13 protein-coding genes are annotated in these 15251 nt (G+C 59.9%); 6 read left to right on the top strand and 7 right to left on the bottom strand.

Annotated features, from left to right (window positions below; genetic code table 11):
* Window positions 1–332: 332 nt before the first annotated feature.
* From lpxC to recN, 3 genes are all read left to right on the top strand, one after another.
* A complete protein-coding gene (gene lpxC / locus ACYBHZ_RS13625) occupies window positions 333–1268 on the top strand; it encodes a UDP-3-O-acyl-N-acetylglucosamine deacetylase (RefSeq protein ID WP_460274994.1) in 936 nt (311 codons plus the stop codon).
* 184 nt (window positions 1269–1452) lie between these two features.
* Window positions 1453–2289, top strand: a complete 837-nt coding sequence (locus ACYBHZ_RS13620) for an outer membrane protein assembly factor BamD (protein WP_460274832.1) — start codon at window positions 1453–1455, stop codon at window positions 2287–2289.
* 13 nt (window positions 2290–2302) lie between these two features.
* On the top strand, window positions 2303–3955 hold the full coding sequence (gene recN, locus ACYBHZ_RS13615; RefSeq protein WP_460274831.1) for a DNA repair protein RecN: 1653 nt from the start codon (window positions 2303–2305) through the stop codon (window positions 3953–3955).
* 149 nt (window positions 3956–4104) lie between these two features.
* Here the strand turns inward: recN and ACYBHZ_RS13610 are convergent, their stop codons facing one another.
* Window positions 4105–5472 carry an FAD-binding oxidoreductase gene (locus ACYBHZ_RS13610; protein WP_460274830.1) on the bottom strand — a complete coding sequence of 456 codons (1368 nt, stop codon included), beginning with the start codon at window positions 5470–5472 and terminating at the stop codon, window positions 4105–4107.
* 114 nt (window positions 5473–5586) lie between these two features.
* Here ACYBHZ_RS13610 and ACYBHZ_RS13605 point away from each other — a divergent pair, with 114 nt between their 5' ends.
* Entirely contained in the window at window positions 5587–7272 is a 1686-nt protein-coding gene (locus ACYBHZ_RS13605; protein WP_460274829.1) for a chloride channel protein, read from the top strand.
* A 61-nt stretch (window positions 7273–7333) separates the two neighbouring features.
* Here ACYBHZ_RS13605 and ACYBHZ_RS13600 read toward each other — a convergent pair whose 3' ends face one another.
* From ACYBHZ_RS13600 to cobT, 3 genes are all read right to left on the bottom strand, one after another.
* Window positions 7334–7675, bottom strand: a complete 342-nt coding sequence (locus ACYBHZ_RS13600; protein ID WP_460274828.1) for a DUF427 domain-containing protein — start codon at window positions 7673–7675, stop codon at window positions 7334–7336.
* Window positions 7676–7858: 183 nt separating this feature from the next.
* A complete protein-coding gene (locus tag ACYBHZ_RS13595) occupies window positions 7859–9643 on the bottom strand; it encodes an aminopeptidase P family protein (RefSeq protein WP_460274827.1) in 1785 nt (594 codons plus the stop codon).
* Window positions 9644–9687: 44 nt separating this feature from the next.
* On the bottom strand, window positions 9688–11562 hold the full coding sequence (cobT, locus tag ACYBHZ_RS13590; protein WP_460274826.1) for a cobaltochelatase subunit CobT: 1875 nt from the start codon (window positions 11560–11562) through the stop codon (window positions 9688–9690).
* A 211-nt stretch (window positions 11563–11773) separates the two neighbouring features.
* Between cobT and ACYBHZ_RS13585 the strand changes: the two genes are divergently transcribed.
* Entirely contained in the window at window positions 11774–12358 is a 585-nt protein-coding gene (locus ACYBHZ_RS13585; protein ID WP_460274825.1) for an NADPH-dependent FMN reductase, read from the top strand.
* A 110-nt stretch (window positions 12359–12468) separates the two neighbouring features.
* Here ACYBHZ_RS13585 and ACYBHZ_RS13580 read toward each other — a convergent pair whose 3' ends face one another.
* The 3 genes from ACYBHZ_RS13580 to cobS all read right to left on the bottom strand — a co-directional run bounded on the left by ACYBHZ_RS13580 (window position 12469) and on the right by cobS (window position 14454).
* Window positions 12469–12867, bottom strand: a complete 399-nt coding sequence (locus ACYBHZ_RS13580) for a hypothetical protein (protein ID WP_460274824.1) — start codon at window positions 12865–12867, stop codon at window positions 12469–12471.
* A gap of 99 nt (window positions 12868–12966) precedes the next feature.
* Window positions 12967–13362 (bottom strand): hypothetical protein, encoded by a 396-nt coding sequence (locus tag ACYBHZ_RS13575; protein ID WP_460274823.1) that lies wholly within the window; start codon window positions 13360–13362, stop codon window positions 12967–12969.
* A 123-nt stretch (window positions 13363–13485) separates the two neighbouring features.
* Window positions 13486–14454 carry a cobaltochelatase subunit CobS gene (gene cobS / locus ACYBHZ_RS13570; RefSeq protein ID WP_460274822.1) on the bottom strand — a complete coding sequence of 323 codons (969 nt, stop codon included), beginning with the start codon at window positions 14452–14454 and terminating at the stop codon, window positions 13486–13488.
* Between the two features lie 218 nt (window positions 14455–14672).
* Between cobS and ACYBHZ_RS13565 the strand changes: the two genes are divergently transcribed.
* Window positions 14673–15230 carry a fasciclin domain-containing protein gene (locus ACYBHZ_RS13565; protein WP_460274821.1) on the top strand — a complete coding sequence of 186 codons (558 nt, stop codon included), beginning with the start codon at window positions 14673–14675 and terminating at the stop codon, window positions 15228–15230.
* Window positions 15231–15251 lie beyond the last annotated feature (21 nt).

Below are 15251 nucleotides of genomic sequence, written 5' to 3'. Positions count from 1 at the left end.
TGAGCGGGGCACTTGATATGCCCCGTCATGTGATCACGATCACAGGGTTTGAAAGAATTGAAAGGCTGCCTTTGGGTAGCCTTTTTCTTTTGTTTCAAAAGGGTTGCCGCATTGCGGCGAAGGCGTGCGCGGTATTTTGCCAGCATTTGCTGCGGCATGTTTCAATTGGTTACAAAGATTGAGTTGAGGTAAACGGGGCGGTTTGTTTATTTGGCAGTAATCCAAGCGTTAACGTGGCGCGGGGTGTGATCGAAGCAGGTAAGCGCCTGACGTGATCAGACCCGGAAAAGATTGCGGAACCGTAAAGGCCGCACAAAAATATGAGGCCAATGGTGCAGAGCACAGTTGCAAAACAAATTCGCTTCGAAGGTGTGGGACTCCACTCCGGTGCCCCCGTGCAAATGGTGGTTGCGCCCGCGCATGCGAACACCGGCATCACCTTTCTTCGCTCCGATATCCATGAGGATGTGCAGGACACGCGCGATGCGCTGATCCCGGCGCGCTGGGATGCGGTGATCCCCTCGCAGCTCTGTACCCTCATTCGCAACGAAGACGGTGTCGAGCTTTCGACCATTGAACATATCATGGCGGCTTTGGCGGGCTGCGGTGTGACCAATGCCGTGATCTCCGTGGATGGGCCGGAAGTGCCGATCCTCGATGGGTCCGCGGCACCTTTCGTCGATGGTATCCTTGCCGCAGGTCTGCGCCGTCAGGACGGCCCGACCCGTGCATTGAAAATCCTCAAGCCGGTCGAACTCGTGACCGACACCGCCCGTGCGCGTCTTGAGCCGTCTGACACGATGGAAATCGACTTCCACATCGACTTTTCCGATCCGGCCATCGGTGTGCAGGACAAGCATCTCGTGATGGCCAATGGCGCCTTCGTGCGGGAGCTGTCGAACTGCCGGACCTTCTGCCGCAAGGCGGATGTCGATTACATGCGTGAGAATGGGCTGGCCCTGGGCGGCACGTTCGAGAATGCGGTCGTGGTCGATGGGGCTGATGTTCTCTCCCCGGGTGGGCTGCGCCATGACGACGAACCGGTGCGCCACAAGATGCTCGATGCGCTTGGCGATCTCTACCTTGCCGGTGCGCCGATCCTCGGTCGCTATGTTGGCGAGAAGTCCGGCCATGCGGTGACCAACAAACTGCTGCGCAAACTGTTCGACACGCCCGGTGCATGGGCCTTCGTGACGGTGGACGAGAAGACTGCGGCGCGTCTCCCCGGCGCAGGTGTCAGTCACGCTGATCTTGCAGTTTGTGCCTGATAGCGGATTGATTTCTCATTAAATTTGTTCTTCATGTTCGGCATGAAGCATGGTGAATATACGGTCCTCTCCTTGCCGTGATGACTTTTCCTCGGTTAAGGCGTTTTGCACCGGATTTTTCTGTGCTAGGAGTGTGGACACGTCCCTAGAGAAGGGATGGTGAACGGTGAGGGTAGGGCCTTTCATGACGGCACGTAAAACAGGCAAACTGGTTCTAACGCTCGGGCTTTCCATGGCTTTTTTGACAGCCTGCGGGGACACAGCGCCGCGCGGTGACCTTGAAGGCTACCCGGCAAAAGACATTTACGAACGCGCGGAATACGAGATCACGCAAAAGGATTTCGGTGACGCTGCCTTCTATTTCGGGGAAGTCGAACGCCTGTACCCCTATTCCGACTGGGCCAAACGCGCCCTGATCATGCAGGCCTTCTCCTATCACCGCGACAAGGATTACGAGAACGCCCGCGTCTCCGCGCAGCGTTTCCTCGATTTCTACCCTGCGGACGAAGACGCGGCCTATGCCCAATACCTTCTGGCGCTGTCCTACTATGACCAGATCGACGACATCGGCCGCGATCAGGGCCTGACATTTCAGGCGTTGCAAGCGCTGCGTGTCGTGATCGAGCGCTATCCGAACAGCGAATATGCGCGCTCTGCGATTCTGAAATTCGATCTCGCCTTCGATCACCTCGCGGCGAAGGAAATGGAAATCGGGCGCTATTATCTCAAGCACAAACATTACACGGCGGCCACAAATCGATTCCGTGTTGTGGTGGAGCAGTTCCAAACCACGCAGCACACGCCTGAAGCACTGCACCGTCTGGTGGAAAGCTATCTCGCCCTCGGTCTCACCGAGGAGGCGCAGACCGCCGCTGCGATTCTGGGTCACAACTACCAATCCTCGGAATGGTATCAGGACAGCTATAAGCTGCTGACCGGGCAGGGGCTTGAGCCGAAAGTCTTCGAGAACAACTGGCTTGGTGCGGTCTATCGTCAGATGATTCGCGGCGAATGGCTCTGAGGCTCAGACCCCCATGCTGAGAAGTCTCGACATCCGGGACATGCTGATCATCGACCGGCTGGAGCTTGAATTCCAGCCCGGTCTCAACGTCCTCACCGGGGAAACCGGGGCGGGAAAATCCATTCTTCTCGACAGTCTTGGTTTCGTCCTCGGCTGGCGCGGGCGCGCGGATCTGGTGCGCACGGGCGCGGCGCAGGGCGAGGTCACGGCGGTTTTTGATCTGCCGAAGGGCCATGATGCCGAAGAGGTTCTGGCCGAACTGGGGATCGAGCCGGAAGACGGAGAGTTGATCTTACGCCGTGTGAACAGTTCTGACGGGCGCAAAACCGCATGGGTCAATGACCGGCGAGTCTCCGGCGATGTTCTGCGGCGGCTCTCTGACGTGCTCGTGGAACTCCATGGCCAGCATGATGATCGCGGGCTTCTGAACCCGCGCGGACACCGGCTTTTGCTCGATGCCTTCGGCGGGCTGGAGCCGCTTTTGGAGACGTCCCGCAAAGCATGGAAAGCTTTAAGCGCTGCGCGCAAGGCGCTTGCTGAGGCTGAGACCCGGCAAGCGGCGCTGAAATCTGAGGAGGAATTCCTACGCCATGCCGTCGGCGAGCTGGATGCGCTGAACCCGGAGACGGGCGAAGAGGCAAAGCTCGATGCGGAGCGTCGCCTCATGCAGTCGGCGGAGAAAATCGCAGCCGATGTCGCCAAAGCCCATCAGGCGCTGTCCTATGATGGCGGCGAGGGCATGCTGACCGATGCGCTGAAATGGCTCGAAGGCGCGTCGGATCGCGCCGAAGGGCGGCTTGATGCGGCGATTGATGCTTTGGGGCGGGCGCTCAACGAATTGGCCGAAGCGCAATCCGGTGTCGAAGATTGTATCGAAGCACTGCAATTCAATCCGCATGAGCTGGAAGTGATCGAAGAGCGCCTGTTCGCCATTCGTGGTCTGGCGCGCAAACACAATGTGCTGCCCGATGAGCTTGGTACTTTCGCCGATGATCTGCGCGAAAAACTGGCTGCGCTCGACAGTGGGGCGGGTGACCTCGCGAAACTCGGCAAAGCGGTGCGCGAGGCGGAGAGCGCCTTTGACGCCGCCGCCACAGCACTGACCGAGGCCCGGACCAAGGCTGCGAAAGAGCTTGATACGATGATGGGCCGAGAGCTTGCCCCGCTCAAGATGGAGCGTGCGGTGTTCTCAACAGAGATCACTGAGGGGGACGCAGGCCCCGAAGGCCGCGATGCGGTTGCCTTCACGGTCGCGACCAACCCCGGCGCACCGGCTGGCCCGTTGAACAAGATCGCCTCGGGCGGGGAGCTGTCGCGTTTCCTTCTGGCGCTCAAGGTCTGTCTCACCCGCGACCAGACCGGGGTGACGATGATTTTCGATGAGATCGACCGTGGTGTCGGCGGCGCGACCGCAGATGCGGTGGGGCGGCGTCTCAAGGCTCTATCAGAGGAAGGCCAGGTTCTCGTGGTCACCCATAGCCCGCAGGTCGCGGCACTCGGTGGACATCATTGGCGCGTGGCCAAACGCGTGGCCGATGGCATGACCCTGTCCGAAGTCACGCCGCTCGACGCGGAGAACCGGATCGACGAGCTGGCGCGGATGCTGGCCGGGGATACGATCACCGAAGCGGCGCGCGATGCCGCTCGGGCGCTTCTGGCCGGCTGAACAAATGCCCGTTTCACGCTTCACGTAAGGTTAACGATACTGCGCCATGATGACGGCGTGGCCGAGTGACCTTGTTTCTGAGAAAAAGGCGCGGAGATGGGAGACCATTTCCGCGCCTGCATTTTTTGGGTGGGGGGGGCTGGATTGCCCTACGGCACAATCTTGCCCGGATTGAGAATGTTTTTCGGATCCATCGCCGCTTTCAGCTGCCCCATGACCGCCCAAGCCGCGCCGTGTTCCTCTTGCATCAGGCCTTTTTTGCCCATGCCGATGCCATGTTCGCCGGTGATCGTGCCGCCGAGCGCCAAAGCGCGCTCAGCCATGCGATGCGCGAGGTCTTTGGCCAGTTTGATCTCTTCCGCGTCATTGGGATCGACCAGAAGAATGGCGTGGAAATTGCCGTCTCCGACATGGCCGAGAATGGGGCCGTCGATGGGGGAGGCGGCGATGTCATCGGCGGTTTCCTGAACCGCCTGCGCGAGTTTGGAGATCGGGACGGAGATGTCTGTCACCACGGCTTTCGCCCCTTTGCGCAGCGCAAGGATTGCCCAATAAGCATGGTGGCGCATGGTCCAGAGCGCAGAGCGGTCTTCGGCCTTGGAGGCCCATTGGAAATCGGAGCCGCCGAAATCATGGACGATCTCTCCGAACAGCTCGACCTGTTCGGCGACGGTCTTCTCAGAGCCGTGGAACTCGACGAACAAATGCGGTTTCAGTGGAAACTCCGCGCCGGAGTATTTGTTGACCGCATCGACGCTCTCAGTATCAAGGAACTCGATCCGCGCCATGGGAAGGCCGACTTGAATCGTCGCGATCACGGCTTCGACGGCAGGCGGCATTTCCTCGAAGGAACACACGGCGGCGGAGATGGCTTCCGGCTGGCCGTGAAGGCGCACGGTCATTTCGGTGATCAGGCCCAGAGTGCCCTCAGACCCCACGAAAAGCGAGGTGAGGTCGTAGCCCGAAGCGGATTTGCGAGCGCGCGAGCCGGTATGAATGACGGTGCCGTCGGCCAGCACGACCTCTAGCCCGATGACATTCTCTTTCATCGTACCGTATTTCACAGCGGTGGTGCCGGACGCACGGGTCATTGCCATGCCGCCGAGGGAGGCGTTGGCGCCGGGATCGACCGGGAACATCAACCCCGTGGTGCGCAGCTCGACATTGAGCGCCTCGCGGGTGATCCCCGGCTGCACCACCGCGTCCATATCGGCATCGTTCACGCGGATCACCCGGTTCATGCGGGTGAAGTCCACGACCAGACCGCCGTTGATCGCCAGTGTCTGCCCTTCAAGCGATGTGCCTGCGCCAAAGGCTGTGACCGGGATGTCATGCGCATGGCAGATTTTCATGAGCGCGGAGACCTCTTTCGTGCTCTCCGGATAGGCCACTGCCTCGGGGGGGGTTAGCGGAAACCACGTCTCGGACAATCCATGCTGGTCCAGTTCGGACTTGGAACGGGTGAGCCGACCCTCTAGAACGGAAGAAAGCTCGGCATATACGGTCTCGGAGATCATGATCGACTCGCTGTCTGTTACGGTCCGCAGACCATAAAGGAAGCGATACGGCGGGAAAAGCGCATGTGATCACCTCTTCGGGAATAGAATGTCGATGGGGGAAAAGAGGCGGGAATGTCCGACGAAAAACCGACCTATCCGGCGAAAGCTCTGGGCGAAATACGTGAGGGGCTGAGCGAGGCACTGGAGCTTGTGCGTCGGCAGGGACCGAGCCAAATCCAGTTTTGGTTCATCGCCTTGCTCATCGGGATCGCGTCAGGCTTTGCCGCGCTTTTCTTCCGTCTCGGCATCGAAAAACTTCAAAGCTTTCTCTACGGTACTGAAGATCTGCGGTTCCTTCATACCGTGGCGCGGGATTTGCCCTGGTTCTGGGTGATGGCCCTACCTGTCATCGGCGGGCTTGCCGTCGGGATTATCCTCAACTGGTTCACGCCGGACGGGCGGGTGCGCTCGGTCGCGGATGTGATCGAAGGGGCGGCGCTCAACGAAGGCCGCGTCGAGAAACGCGCGGGTCTGGCATCGGCGGCGGCCTCATTGATTACCCTTTCGACAGGCGGCTCCTCTGGCCGTGAGGGGCCGGTGGTCCACCTTGCCGCCGTGATCGCGACATGGGTGTCGAACCGTTTGCATGCGGGCGGTGTCACCGGGCGTGATCTTTTGGGCTGTGCTGTCGCAGCCGCAGTCTCCGCCTCCTTCAACGCACCGATTGCGGGCGCTTTGTTCGCGCTTGAAGTTGTGCTCCGACACTTCGCCGTCCACGCCTTCGCGCCGATCGCCATCGCCTCCGTCGCCGGGACGGTGATCAACCGGATCGAGTTTGGTGGCGTGACGGAGTTCTCCCTGTCCGATGAGGGGGCATTGTCTTTCTACGTCGAACTGCCAGCCTTTCTGCTGCTCGGTCTTCTCTGCGGGCTTGTGGCCGTTCTGTTGATGCGCACGATCTTCATGGCGGATGATTTCGGCACTTGGGTGCAGGAAAAGCTGCGTCTCCCGCCCGTATTGCGCCCGGCGGCGGCAGGACTTTTGCTTGGCATCATCGCGATTTTCTTTCCGCATATCATCGGCGTCGGCTATGAGACGACCTCTGCCGCGCTCACCGGGCATTTGCTTTTGTGGCAAGCGGTGGTCTATGCCGTGCTGAAAGTGATCGCGGTGTCCATCACCATGGCCGGACGCATGGGTGGTGGTGTGTTTTCCCCGGCTCTGATGGTTGGCGCTCTGACAGGGCTATCCTTCGGTCTGATTTCGACGGGCGTGTTCCCAGATGTGTCCGGTACGGTGACCCTTTACGCGTTGGCCGGGATGGGGGCTGTGGCGGCTGCGGTGCTCGGTGCGCCGATTTCCACGACGCTTATCGTTTTTGAACTGACGGGAGATTGGCAGACCGGATTGGCGGTGATGGTGGCAGTGTCGATCTCCACTGCGCTGGCCTCGCGTCTTGTGGACCGCTCTTTCTTCCTGACCCAGCTTGAACGGCGCGATGTGCATCTCGCGGCTGGACCGCAGGCTTATCTCTTGGCCACCGTGCGGGTGCATCAATGCTACCGCAAACCCGATGCTCCGCGCGCCGCCTCTGAGGAGGCCTGCAAAGAGTTGATCTCGCAGGGCGTCTACATCTCACCCAACGCGACGCTTGAGCGTGCGATGCCTTTGTTTGAAAAGAACAACCTGATCTTCATCCCGGTCGTGACCTTGCATGAAGACACCGGCCCCGAGTTGCACGGCGCGCTGTTCCAAGTCGATGCCCTGCGGGTGTTCTCGCGCAAATTGTCGGAAACGGCGGCGGAAGAGCATTCATAAAAAACGTGGCCTCAGACGGTTGGGTCTGGGCCACGCGACGATTGGTTCAAGCGGTGAGCGTTTAAAGCTGCTCGACAGCCGCTTTTTGCGCATAGAAGGCAACGTAATCTTTGACCTCTGCCGCGCGTTCTTTCGGCTCTTGATAGCTCCAGGCGGCATTGGCGATCACAACGGATTTCGTGTGAATGTCGAAATGCTTCGCCTCGCCTTTGAAGGGGCAGACGGAAATCGTGTCAGTCGATTCAAGGAAGGCCATGGCAAGATCTTCACGCGGGAAATAGATCACCGGCGGGTAATCGCCCTCGCTCAGCTCAAGCGCCCGCGCGGTTTCCCCCAGAACAGCTCCGCCAGCGCGCACGACCCATTTGCCGGGTGCCGGGCGAATTGTGATATGTTCTCCCATGATCTCGTCCTTTTTGTATTCTTATGCGTATTTGCGCACACCCTAAAGCGTCCGACGCCAAAGCTGAACACACCTTTTCAGGAAACGTGCTGTGACGTTTCAAGGGTGCGGCCCGACGTCAATCGCGCTCAGAGCGCGTCTTTCGCGTCAGGCTTTTAACAGGCTTTTTGTCACAGGTATATGTCAGACGGGTGCAACAGCTTGCCGCAGCCAGGCTTTGGCGTTTTCAGACACGCGCGGGCTGATCTTTTCCCAAACCGCCTCGTGATAATCGTTGATCCAATCCCGTTCCCAAGGTGCCAACTCGTCGGCGAGGATGAGATTGCGATCAATTGGCACCCATGTGAGCGTCTCGAAGGCCAGCATGTCGCGCTGCGGATCGGCAGTCTCAATCTCGGAGGCAGGTTCGACGACGATCAGGTTCTCGATCCGGATGCCATAGGCCCCCTCGCGGTAATAGCCCGGCTCATTCGACAGGATCATCCCTTCGCGGAGCGGCAGGGGAGACAGACGCGAGATCCGTTGCGGGCTTTCGTGAACCGATAGGTAGGCTCCGACGCCATGTCCGGTGCCGTGATCATAGTCGCGTCCCATGCGCCACAGCGGAGCGCGGGCCAGAGCATCGAGATGCGCGCCAGCAACGCCGCGCGGAAAGCGCGCGGTCGAAATCGCGATCATACCTTGCAACACGGCGGTGAACGCGGCGCGCTCTTCCGCCCCCGGATCACCCAAGGCGATGGTGCGCGTGATGTCGGTGGTGCCGTCTTGATATTGCGCGCCGCTGTCGATCAGGAGCAATTCGCCTTCTTTCAACGCGCGGTTCGTGTCCTCCGTCACCCGGTAATGGACGATAGCGCCATTGGGGCCGGAGCCGCAGATCGTGTCGAAGGAAATTTCCTTGAGCTGGTTGGTCTCGGCGCGGCTGGCCTCAAGATGTTTCACCACCTCAATCTCGGTCAAATCCTCTGGGGCCTGTTCGGAGAGCCAGCACAGGAACTCGACCAAAGCCGCCCCGTCGCGCAGATGCGCCTCGCGCGAGCCCGCAATCTCTTCCGGCGTTTTGCAAGCTTTCGGCAGGATGCACGGGTCTTCGCCCGCAACGATCTGGGCTTGTTTCAGAAGCGTTCTCACCGCCTGCGGAGCGGAACCGGGATCGACCAGAACCGCGCTGGTCAGCTCTCCCAAAGCCTCGCCAAATTCGCTGCGCGGACGGATCGTGATGCGCGGATCGGGGCCGAGGTGTTCGTATTTCGTCGCGTCATCAAAAAGCTGCAAGCGCCCCGTCGTGGTCAGGATGGCGAAGGCCTGCACCACCGGGTTATGCGCGATATCGGAGCCGCGAATGTTCAGGAGCCAAGAGATGCTGTCGGGTAGGGTGAACACCACTGCTTCTGCGCCCTGTGCCGCCACCGCCGCGCCGATCTCCGCGAATTTCTGTTCGGAGGTTTTGCCGGACAGTTCGAAAGGCTGCGTGCTGACAGGTTCCGCCGGACGTTCCGGACGGTCCGTCCAAATACGGTTCACCAGATTGGGGCTGGCGATCAATTCCTTGCCGGAGCCCTCAAGTATGCGTTTGAGCGTCTCAATCTCGCGGATGGTGTGGAGCCAAGGATCAAAGCCGATCTTCTCGGCGTCGCTCTCCAAAAGCCAATCGCCCAAACTCGTCGCGGGCCAGCTCACATAGTCGAACACCTCGGGATCGCATTGCGCTCGAACCTGCACCGTATAGCGCCCGTCGATAAAGACGGCGGCGCGTCCTTCGAGAATGACGGCAAACCCGGCCGATCCGGTGAAGCCCGTGAGCCAGGCCAGCCGTTCGTCACAGGGGGCGACATATTCGCCTTGGTGAGCATCGGCGCGCGGGACGATGAAAGCGTCCAGCCCGAGGTCGTGCATTTCTCCGCGCAACGCCCGCACACGCGGTGCGGCTTGCCCGGGACGAGAGGTCACGTCAAAGCTTTGGAACATTTTGCAATGGTCCTTTCTGGTCTCAAAATTCGTATGTCATCGGCTCAGGACGCGCGGCGCATGCCCATGACGCGAGCCCGTGCGCGCGGGTCGCTGTCGAACAGGGACGCCAGTTGCTCCGTCATCGCGCCAGCCAGCTGTTCCGCATCGGTGATGGTCACCGCGCGGTCGTAATACCGGGTCACATCATGGCCGATGCCGATGGCGAGAAGTTCCACATGTTTGCGTTTTTCGACCATGGCGATCACGTCGCGCAGGTGTTTTTCCAGATAGTTCGCCGGGTTCACAGACAGGGTGCTGTCATCGACCGGAGCACCGTCGGAAATCACCATCAAAATCTTGCGCGCCTCGGGGCGGGCCATGATCCGGCGGTGCGCCCATTCCAGCGCCTCACCGTCGATGTTTTCCTTCAGAAGCCCTTCTTTCATCATCAGGCCAAGGTTGGCCCGCGTCCGGCGCATCGGGGCGTCGGCGGATTTATAGACGATGTGGCGCAGGTCATTGAGACGGCCCGGCTGCTGCGGACGACCGGCGGCAAGCCATTCCTCGCGCGACAGCCCGCCTTTCCACGCCCGCGTCGTAAAGCCGAGAACCTCGACCTTGACGTTGCAGCGTTCCAGCGTGCGCGCGAGCACGTCAGCACAGATCGCTGCGATGGAGATCGGGCGGCCCCGCATCGAACCGGAGTTATCGAGAAGAAGCGTCACGACCGTGTCGCGGAATTCGGTGTCTTTTTCGATCTTGAAGCTGAGCGGTGTGGTCGGGTTCGCGACCACGCGCGCCAGACGACCGGCGTCGAGAATGCCTTCTTCAAGGTCGAATTCCCAACTGCGGTTTTGCTGCGCCTGAAGGCGGCGCTGCAATTTATTCGCCAGACGCGACACGGCGCCTTTCAGCGGTTCAAGCTGTTGGTCGAGATAGGCGCGCAGACGTTCGAGCTCTGCGGGCTCGGCCAGTTCCTCGGCCATGATCTCTTCGTCATGCGCTGTGGTGAAGACCTGATAATTCGGGTCGGCGTCAGACACCGGTGCGGGCTGCGGCGGCTCAACGTCGCTTTCGTCCTGCGGCAGTTCCACTTCTTCGGAGAACTCTTCGTCGGCCATGTCGTCAGAAGACACGGAGGCCTCCTGCATATCCTGTTCCTGCTCCTGAGTGTCCTCGGCGCTGGCTTCGTTCTCGTCGTCTTGTTCCTGCTCTTCGCCCTGGCTTTCCGGCTCTTCTTCCTGCTCGTCGGTCTCGGCGGATTGATCCTCTTCCGGATCGACCTCGTCGGGATCGTCGCCAAGCTGGTCGCCATAGCCCAGTTCTTCGATCACGCGGCGGGCGAGGCGGGCAAAGCCTTTCTGGTCTTCCAAAAGGCTGTCGAGATCGTCGAACGTGTCCTGCGTCTGGCCGTCGATAAAATCGCGCCACAGATCGAGCACGTTTCCAGCCGCGGCTGGCATTGTGCGCCCGGTGGCTTTCTCGCGCAGATAATAGCTCATCGCCTGTGCAAGCGGCGCGTCTTCGCGGCGGGTGATCCCGTCATAGCCACGGCGCATCGCTTCGTTGCCGATCTTCGCGTCGATGTTCCCGGCGGTGCCGGGCATGTAACGCACACCGGCAGCTTCGCAGCGCGCGGTTTCCAAGGCGTTGTAAATATCAAAAGCCATCTGGCCCGGCGGGGCGTAGCGTTGGAAGGTCGTCTGATCGTGGAACTTGTGACGCAGCGCCAGCGCATCTGCAGTGCCGCGTGCGATCAGAACCTCTTCTTTCGACATCCGGCGCGACACTTGCGGCAGGCGCATGGTATCGCCCGATACGCCGGACGGGTCCATCGTATAGGTGACGGTCAGCTCGCTGTCGTCGGCCAGCACTTTGGTGGCTTCTGCGAGCGCTTTTTTGAACGGATCTGCCGGGTTATCGCTGGGCTTTTTCATGGCTTCGTTAAATCACGCGGCGCGGGGCCGGGCAAGCGAAAGAGGCGTGTGGTTGCTCGCAAGTGGCTCGGCGCGAGGTTGCACAGGTTTTGTGTTCTTATGCGCACATATTGTCGTTGAATTGAGGCTGTGTGCAATTTTATGAATGGCGAAAGGCGCGCTTCTCCCCCGTTTGTTCATCAATCCGGCGTGCCGCGAAAAGGAATTCATTATGTCCAACCCGAAAATCGCCATCGTTATTGGCTCCACCCGTGACGCTCGCTTCGCTGACAAACCGGCCCAGTGGCTGCTTGCGAAAGCCAAAGAGCTGTCCTCTGATCTGGATTTCGAACTGGTCGATCTGAAAGATTTCGATCTTCCGATGTTCAACGAAATGGCCTCCAACCTCTGGATGCCGTCCGCTGACGAAAAAGCCGTTGCTTGGCAGGAAAAAATGGCCGAATTCGACGGCTATGTTTTCGTGACCCCGGAATACAACTCCTCCATTCCGGCTTCGCTGAAAAACGCTCTGGACCAAGCCGGTAAAGAGTGGGTGCGCAAACCCGCCGCCGTCATGGGCTACGGCTCTGTTGGCGCCGCCCGCGCCGTCGAGCACCTGCGCGCCATCGTGATCAACCTGCAAATGGTTCCGGTCCGCTCCGCTGTTTACATCTCTGGCTCCGATTTCTTCAAAGTTTCCCCGCTCGGTGCCGGTGAAGAGATGTCCACGATCGAAGCAGGTATTGTTCCCTCCGTGCAAGCCATGCTCGATGATCTCGCTTGGTGGGCCAAAGCCACCAAAGCAGCTCGCGCATAAGCGGAAACATCCGCTGCGGGCAAACTCAAGTTCCACGCACATATCAGGCAAAAAGGTCCGCGAAAGCGGGCCTTTTTTTTCTGGGCTGATCTCGGTCCTTGAAGGCGGGCTTATCCGCCCAGAAGCATGGCGCGGCATTGCCGGATGTTGAGATCCGCCAGTTCCGCCGCGCGGGTGGCTTCGCTTTTATCAAACGAAAACCGCGACATCGCGAGGAGTTCGGTTTGCGCCACATGCCCCGCGATGCGCAATTCTTCGTAAGACGGTGCGGCTTCTGGGGCGATCACGGCGGCCAAAAGCTCCTGCATCTCTCTTTTCAGCACCATCAATTCCCGGTCCTCGCGATGCGAGGCTTCGGCGGAAAGGCGTCCCGCACAATAGGCGAAGTCGCGGGCGAGAGGGTTGTCGGCGGGGAGAGGCGCGCTCTGCGCGGCAGGTATCCAGAGCGCAGAGGAGAGCAGCGCGAAGAGGGTCTTTTTGATTGAGAACCTGTGGATAACCTGTGGCATGACCTTTCCTTGTCATCTGTTTGTTACATTGAGGCTACCACGTTTTTCTTATCTGGCAAGAGTTTTGTATATACAGGTGATATACCTTTTGTGGCGCGACTAATTTAGGATGAGCGCAAGGCACTGCCGGAGCGCGATCTCAGCCCGATGATGTGCGGCGCGCGCACGCTCATGTGACGGATCGAAAGTGGCCCGCTGCAGGAGGCTGGCATGAGCGACTTTCGCCGACAGGCGTAGTGTCAGAAGCTGAGATGCTTGCTCCGGGCGTGCGACGCTTTCAAGAAGCGACAACATGCGCGTGCGGTGCAGAAGGGTGCTGTCAGAGCGCGGGTCTGACAGCAGCCATTGGTGTTCGACGGTCGCAGAAAGGCGACCGACACAATAGGCAAACTCACGCGCGAGCGGAGGGACGTCCCGAGGTGTCATGGCCGGGGCGGGGAGGGCCGCCATCAGATAGGCAAGCGGCGCAGTGGTTATGAGGGAAAGCCATCGCATGACGGACAGCGTGGCACAGATTGGTTTCCAGTCGTTTAACCACGCCGGGCGTTGCGTTCATGAACAGTAAACAGAAAAAAGCGGACCCGAAGGCCCGCTTTTCCGATCTCGCTTTGAAGCAACTTAGCTTGCAGTGGATGCCGCCGACTCGGGCAGTTCCTCATCGAAGCAACGCTGATAGAACTCGGCCACCGTCTGACGCTCAAGCTCATCGCATTTGTTGAGGAAGGTCAGGCGGAACGCATAGCCGATGTTGCGGAAAATCTCCGCGTTCTGCGCCCATGTGATCACGGTCCGCGGGCTCATGACGGTCGAAAGATCGCCGTTCATGAAAGCGGTCCGGGTCAGGTCCGCGACGGCGACCATCTGGCTGATCTGCTTGCGGCCTTTTTCATTGTTGTAATGCGGCGCTTTCGACAGAACGATGGCGGACTCGGCGTCGTGGCTCAAATAGTTGAGCGTCGCGACAAGCGACCAGCGGTCCATCTGGGCTTGGTTGATCTGCTGCGTGCCGTGGTAGAGGCCGGTGGTGTCCCCGAGGCCCACGGTGTTCGCGGTGGCGAAGAGGCGGAAATAGGGGTTCGGCGTGATCACTTCGTTCTGGTCGAGAAGCGTCAGTTTCCCATCGGTTTCGAGAACGCGCTGGATCACAAACATCACGTCGGCGCGGCCCGCGTCGTATTCGTCAAACACGATGGCGCAGGGGTTGCGCAGCGCCCAAGGCAGGATGCCTTCTTGGAACACGGTGATCTGCTTGCCGTCCACCAGTTTGATCGCGTCTTTCCCGATCAGGTCGATCCGGGAGATGTGGCTGTCGAGGTTGACGCGCACAGAGGGCCAGTTCAGGCGTGCGGCGACCTGTTCGATATGGGTGGATTTCCCGGTGCCGTGGTAGCCTTGGATCATCACACGGCGGTTGTGAGAAAAGCCCGCAAGGATCGCCAGCGTCGTGTCCGGGTCAAACTTATAGGTCGGGTCGAGCGCAGGCACACGGTCCGTCGCTTCGGCGAAGCCTTTGACGGTCATGTCGGTGTCGATGCCGAAAACATCGCGAACGGAAATGGTTTCGGTCGGTTTTGCGGTCGCGTCCATGATCTTGCCCGTTTTCTTGAAGTGAGAACTCACCTGACTTCTTGCCCTGTCGGGACGGCAGGTGCAAGGGGCAGTGCGCCGCATATCCCGCCCAGTCCCTGTGCATAGGCTCACGCCCGCGTGAGGAGATGTGAAGAGGCTGCGTGATCCGATGTCGAAACCGGCCCGTACCCCCTACAACCTCGGCACAGGGTCGAGGGTGAAAAGGGAGAAATTCTATGAAACGCACTATCCTTGCAGCCGGCACCGCAATGCTTCTCGCGACCTCGGCCTTTGCCTCCGAGCAGATGAAAAACCCGATGGTGGGCGGCGCGGAAATGTACGCGGATAAAACCATCGTGGAAAACGCGGTAAACTCCGCCGATCACACCACGCTTGTCGCGGCTGTGAAGGCTGCGGGCCTTGTTGACACCCTGTCTGGCGAAGGGCCGTTCACTGTGTTCGCACCGACGAACGAGGCCTTCGCGATGCTGCCGGACGGCACTGTCGAAACGCTCCTGAAACCCGAGAACAAGGATCAGCTGACCAAGATCCTGACCTGCCACGTTGTGGCCGCGGACGTGATGTCCGCTGCTCTCGTTGGCATGATCGAAGACGATGGCGGCGTGCATGATATCCCGACCGTGGGCGGCTGCACGCTCAAGGGGATGGTTCAGGACGGCAATGTGATGATCCAGGACGAGCAGGGGAACGCGGCGACGGTGACCATCGCCGATGTGGACCAGTCCAACGGTGTCATCCATGTGATCGACAAGGTTCTGCTTCCGGCGATGTAAAACCGGACAGAAGCGAACATA

Source organism: Celeribacter sp. ULVN23_4 (assembly GCF_054788345.1).
This window is presented reverse-complemented; position numbering and strand designations above follow the sequence as displayed.